The following is a 5515-nucleotide window of genomic DNA, read 5'->3' on the forward strand; positions in this document are numbered from 1 at the left end:
CAGCACAGCGCGGCGGGGTCGTACAGGCGGGGGAGCCTGTGCGGCCCCGCCGCGCTGTGCTGTGCGGGGGCGGCGTAAGGGCCCGCCGCCGCCCGGGCCGCCCCGCGTCAGCGAGCCGCGGGGGTGCGGTGACGGCCGGCCGCCGCGGCGGCGAGCCGGCCCAGCGCCTCGTCCTTCGCGCAGGGGTACGCCCCGAGGGCGGCCTGGCGGCCCACGATCGCCCGCTCCGCCCGCATCAGCCGCCATCCCCTGCGCAGCAGGAACGGCACCGACTTGCGCCCCTCGCGCAGATCCCGCATCAGCCGGCGGCGGAACGTGGTCGACGGTCGCCCGCGCAGGCAGAGCGCGTCGGCGAGCACGCCCAGCTCCTCGCAGCGCGCCACGATGTCCGCCGCGAAGATCCCCTCTGCCACGAACAAGGGCGTGCGGTCGATGTCGAGCGTCTCCCGGTCCACGACGGAGCTGGTGGCGATGGAGTACACGGGGACCGCCGTACGACCCGTACGGCACAGCTCCTCGATCGCCGCGACGGCGGCGTCCGCGTCCCACGACAGCGGGGAGTCCCAGTCGATGTCCGTACTCCCCACCACCTGCGGGAGCGTGGGGTCGTCACCCTCTTTGTAGAAGTCGTCGAGGCGCAGCACGGGCAGGCCCGTGCGGGCGGCGAGCGACGACTTTCCGGAGCCGGAGGGCCCCGTCAGCAGGACGACGCGGGTCGGTATGGGGGATGAACTCACGGGGAACCATTGTGCGGCATTGACCCGGTCGGGGGACCCCACCGGGAAGACGTTGGTATCGAGCATCACATCTCAACTACGCTGCGTAGGCTCGTGATTACTCACTCAGGCGGGAATCCCATGGCACGTCACGCAGGTCCCAGGTCCCAGCGGAGCGCTCTCCTGCGCGCAGGTCTGGCCGTCACCGCCGCCGGTGCGGCCCTCGCCGCGGGCGGTGGTGCGGCCCAGGCCGCGCCGGTGCCCAAGGAGGCCGGGATCGACGTTCCGCTGGAAAACTTCGACCCGGCCGCGACCGGCCGGGCCCTGACCGGCGGCCTCACGGCCGCCACCGCCGGCGGCGTCGGCCCGGTCAAGGACTTCCACCTGAACCCGCTGGCGGGCACGGGCGTGGACCCGCTGGACAACGGCCTCGGCACGCAGGTGGCCGACTTCCAGCCGCTGAGCACGTCGGCGGTCACCGCCCCCCTCACCCAGGGCGACGCGCTGCGGGAACTGCCGCTGGTCGGCCCGGCGACCGGCCTGCTGCCGGGCTGACCGGCGCGGCTCCGAACGAAAGCTGCGGAACGCGCGGGGGCCCCGTACCGGCGAGCGGTACGGGGCCCCCGCGTGTGCGGCGTCGTCGGTCAGTACGCCGAACCGGACGCGCCCAGCGTGCCCGTCGGGTGCCAGACCGTCTTCATCTCCAGGAAGGCCGTCAGGCGGTGCGTACCCGGGTCGGCCGACCAGTCCCCGTCCACAGGCTGTGGACGAAGGACCCGCTTGAGGTTGTCCGCGGCGGCGATCTCCAGTTCACGTGCCAGGTCGGCGTCCGCGCCCGAGAGGTCGATCGCGTTGACGTCCTGGTGCGAGGCGAGCGGGAGCGCGATCTCGCGGGTGCGCCCGGACAGGATGTTCACCACGCCGCCCGGCACGTCGGAGGTGGCCAGGACCTCGCCGAGTGAGAGCGCGGGCAGCGGCGACTTCTCCGAAGCGACGACGACGGCCGTGTTGCCCGTCGCGATCACCGGGGCGATCACCGAGACGAGGCCCAGGAAGGACGACTCCTGGGGCGCGACGACGGTGACGACACCCGTGGGCTCCGGAGTGGAGAGGTTGAAGAACGGGCCCGCCACCGGGTTCGCGCCGCCCACGATCTGGGCGATCTTGTCGGTCCAGCCGGCGTACCAGACCCAGCGGTCGATCGCCGCTTCGACGGCCTCCGCCGCCTTGGACTTGGACAGGCCCTCCGCCTGCGCCACCTCACGGACGAACTGGCTCCTGCGGCCCTCCAGCATCTCGGCCACGCGGTAGAGGACCTGGCCGCGGTTGTACGCCGTCGCGCCCGACCAGCCGCCGAACGCCTTGCGCGCCGCGACGACCGCGTCCCGGGCGTCCTTGCGGGACGAGAGGGGGGCGTTGGCCAGCCACTTGCCCTTCTCCGCCGCGTCAGCGGCTGATGCTGCTGTCGTCACTTCGTACACCCGGCCGCTCTCGGAGCGGGGGAACTTGCCCCCGACGTACAGCTTGTAGGTCTTGAGGACATTCAAGCGGTCAGACATCGAGGTACGCCTCCAGGCCGTGACGGCCGCCTTCGCGGCCGAAGCCCGACTCCTTGTAGCCGCCGAAGGGCGAGGTCGGGTCGAACTTGTTGAACGTGTTGGCCCAGACGACGCCCGCGCGCAGCTTGTTCGCGACCGCGAGGATGCGCGAGCCCTTCTCCGTCCAGATGCCGGCGGACAGGCCGTACTGCGTGTTGTTCGCCTTCGCGACCGCCTCGTCGGGGGTGCGGAAGGAGAGCACGGAGAGGACCGGGCCGAAGATCTCGTCGCGGGCGACGGTGTGCGCCTGCGTGACGCCGGTGAAGAGCGTCGGCGCGAACCAGTACCCGGAGGAGGGCAGGTCGCACGGCGCGGACCAGCGCTCGGCGCCCTCCGCCTCGCCGGTCTCGGCGAGCGCGGTGATACGGGCCAGCTGCTCGGCGGAGTTGATCGCGCCGATGTCGGTGTTCTTGTCCAGCGGGTCACCCAGGCGCAGCGTGGACAGCCGGCGCTTGAGGGAGTCGAGCAGCTCGTCCTGGATCGACTCCTGGACCAGCAGGCGCGAGCCCGCGCAGCAGACCTGGCCCTGGTTGAAGAAGATGCCGGTGACGATGCCCTCGACGGCCTGGTCGATGGGGGCGTCGTCGAAGACGATGTTGGCGCCCTTGCCGCCCAGTTCGAGGGTGACCTTCTTGTCGGTGCCCGCGACCTGGCGGGCGATGGCCTTGCCGACGGCCGTGGAGCCGGTGAAGGCGACCTTGTTCACGTCCGGGTGCTCGACGAGCGCGGCGCCGGCGTCCCCGTAACCGGGAAGAATGTTGACGACGCCCTTGGGCAGGCCGGCCTGGCGGCAGATGTCCGCGAAGAACAGCGCGGACAGCGGTGTCGTCTCGGCCGGCTTCAGCACGACGGTGTTGCCCGTCGCGAGCGCCGGGGCGATCTTCCACGCCAGCATGAGGAGCGGGAAGTTCCACGGGATGACCTGGCCGGCCACGCCGAGGGGGCGCGGGTTGGCGCCGTACCCGGCGTGGTCGAGCTTGTCGGCCCAGCCCGCGTAGTAGAAGAAGTGCGCGGCGACCAGGGGGAGGTCCGCGTCGCGGGTCTCCTTGATCGGCTTGCCGTTGTCGAGCGTCTCCAAGACGGCCAGCTCGCGCGAGCGCTCCTGGATGATCCGCGCGATGCGGAAGAGGTACTTCGCGCGCTCGGCGCCCGGCAGCGCGGACCACTTCTCGAACGCCTTGCGGGCCGCCTTCACGGCGCGGTCGACGTCCTCGGCGCCCGCGCGGGCGACCTCGGAGAGCACCTCCTCGGTGGACGGCGAGACGCTCTTGAAGACCTTGCCGTCGGCCGCGTCGGTGAATTCGCCGTCGATGAACAGGCCGTACGACGGGGCGATGTCGACCACCGAGCGGGACTCGGGGGCGGGTGCGTATTCGAATGCGGATGCCATGGTGATCAGTCCACCGTCACGTAGTCGGGACCGGAGTAACGGCCGGTGCTCAGCTTCTGCCGCTGCATCAGCAGGTCGTTCAGCAGCGAGGAGGCGCCGAAGCGGAACCATTCGTTCGTGAGCCAGTCCTCGCCGACCGTCTCGTTGACCAGCACCAGGAACTTGATCGCGTCCTTGGTGGTGCGGATGCCGCCGGCCGGCTTCACGCCGATCTGGATTCCAGTCTGCGCCTTGAAGTCGCGTACGGCCTCGAGCATGAGCAGGGTGTTCGGCGGGGTGGCGTTCACGCCGACCTTGCCGGTGGACGTCTTGATGAAGTCCGCGCCCGCCAGCATCCCCAGCCAGGACGCGCGGCGGATGTTGTCGTACGTCGACAGCTCGCCGGTCTCGAAGATGACCTTGAGGCGGGCCTCGTCGCCGCACTCGGCCTTCACGGCCACGATCTCCTCGTAGACCTTCAGGTAGTGACCGGAGAGGAAGGCCCCCCGGTCGATCACCATGTCGATCTCGTCGGCTCCGGCGGCCACGGCGTCGCGCACGTCCGCGAGCTTCACCGGGAGCGCGGCGCGGCCGGCCGGGAAGGCGGTGGCGACCGAGGCGACCTTGATGCCCGTTCCGGCCAGGGCCTCCTTCGCGGTCTCCGCCATGTCCGGATAGACGCAGATCGCGGCGACGCGCGGCGTCGTGCGGTCGGTCGGGTCGGGGTTGGCGCCCTTGGCGCAGAGCGCCCGGACCTTGCCCGGGGTGTCCGCGCCTTCGAGCGTGGTGAGGTCGATCATCGAGATGGCCAGGTCGATGGCGTACGCCTTCGACGTGGTCTTGACCGAACGGGTGCCGAGGGACGCGGCGCGCGCTTCGAGGCCGACGGTGTCTACGCCGGGCAGCCCGTGCAGGAAGCGGCGCAGCGCGCCGTCGGACGCGGTCACGTCGGCGAATGCGGGTGCAGTGGTGGGCATGGTCACCAGATGAGCATATCTACGCGCGTAGCTGCCTGTACACCCCCGGACCCCGCCGAGCCGGTGTGACGTGAGGCAGAATCGGCCGTATGACTAGCAGCCCCGGCGGATCGAACAACCCGCCCGCCGAGCCGACGTACGCCGACCGGGTCTTCCGGTCGCCCTCCGCCCTGGCCGGCGGGGTCCTGGTGCTCGCGCTGGCCGCGTGGGTCGGCGGTGACGCGCTGGTGCGCGGAGAGGGGCGTACGCCGTGGGCCGCGGTGGCCGGGCTGCTCTTCGTCGTGCCGCTGGTGGTGGCCTTCACGCTGCGGCCCGCCGTCTTCGCCAACGACGACCGGCTGCGGATCCGCAACCCCTTCCGTACGATCACGCTGCCCTGGGCGGCGGTCGACGGGGTGCGGGCCGGTTACTCCAGCGAGGTGCTCGCGGGCGGCCGGAAGTACCAGCTGTGGGCGATCCCCGTGTCGCTGCGGCAGCGCAAGCGGGTCGCGCGGCAGCAGGCCAAGCGGGCGACGGACGATCCGTACGGCAGGACGTCCGCGACCGCCGACGTCACCGACGCGCGGGCCCGCCGGGCGCCGGCCGACCAGACCGTCGACGACCTGCGCGAGCAGGCGGAGCGGTGCGCGTCGCGGCCGGGCGCGCAGGGCGGCCCGTCGGTGCGGTGGGCGTACGAGATCATCGCGCCGTGCGTGGCGGGGGCGATCGCGCTGGCGGTGCTCTTCGCCACGGGGTGATGCGGCGGGTCTGAGCGGGGGCTGCGGGGGCGGTGCCGTGCCGGGGCGTCTCCTCGGGTGTCGAACGTTCGGCTCCGGCCGTGGTTGTGCGGGTCTGGTTGCGTTCGACGCCCTGCGG

Annotated in this window: 6 protein-coding genes; 2 read left to right on the plus strand and 4 right to left on the minus strand. The window is 71.9% G+C overall.

All coding sequences use genetic code 11. The features are described from left to right. Positions 1-107: 107 nt before the first annotated feature. Positions 108-803 (minus strand): uridine kinase family protein, encoded by a 696-nt coding sequence (locus E2E34_RS30550; RefSeq protein WP_138905105.1) that lies wholly within the window; start codon positions 801-803, stop codon positions 108-110. Between the two features lie 54 nt (positions 804-857). Between E2E34_RS30550 and E2E34_RS30555 the strand changes: the two genes are divergently transcribed. Then, a complete protein-coding gene (locus E2E34_RS30555) occupies positions 858-1271 on the plus strand; it encodes a hypothetical protein (protein WP_138905106.1) in 414 nt (137 codons plus the stop codon). A gap of 89 nt (positions 1272-1360) precedes the next feature. On the opposite strand, the gene E2E34_RS30560 is transcribed toward E2E34_RS30555, so the two are convergent. From E2E34_RS30560 to deoC, 3 genes are read right to left on the minus strand one after another with little or no spacing between them, the layout of a single operon-like run. Beyond that, entirely contained in the window at positions 1361-2275 is a 915-nt protein-coding gene (locus E2E34_RS30560; protein ID WP_138905107.1) for an aldehyde dehydrogenase family protein, read from the minus strand. Beyond that, entirely contained in the window at positions 2268-3704 is a 1437-nt protein-coding gene (locus E2E34_RS30565; protein WP_138905108.1) for an aldehyde dehydrogenase family protein, read from the minus strand. The genes E2E34_RS30560 and E2E34_RS30565 overlap by 8 nt, the downstream gene beginning before the upstream one ends. 5 nt (positions 3705-3709) lie before the next feature. Next, entirely contained in the window at positions 3710-4660 is a 951-nt protein-coding gene (gene deoC, locus E2E34_RS30570; RefSeq protein WP_138905109.1) for a deoxyribose-phosphate aldolase, read from the minus strand. Between the two features lie 89 nt (positions 4661-4749). Between deoC and E2E34_RS30575 the strand changes: the two genes are divergently transcribed. Continuing rightward, the gene (locus tag E2E34_RS30575; protein ID WP_138905110.1) at positions 4750-5397 is read left to right on the plus strand and encodes a PH domain-containing protein; all 648 of its coding nucleotides are present in this window, start codon (positions 4750-4752) and stop codon (positions 5395-5397) included. The last annotated feature ends 118 nt before the right edge of the window (positions 5398-5515 follow it).

The organism is Streptomyces albidochromogenes (assembly GCF_005981925.1).
GTDB classification, from domain to species: Bacteria; Actinomycetota; Actinomycetes; order Streptomycetales; family Streptomycetaceae; genus Streptomyces; species Streptomyces albidochromogenes.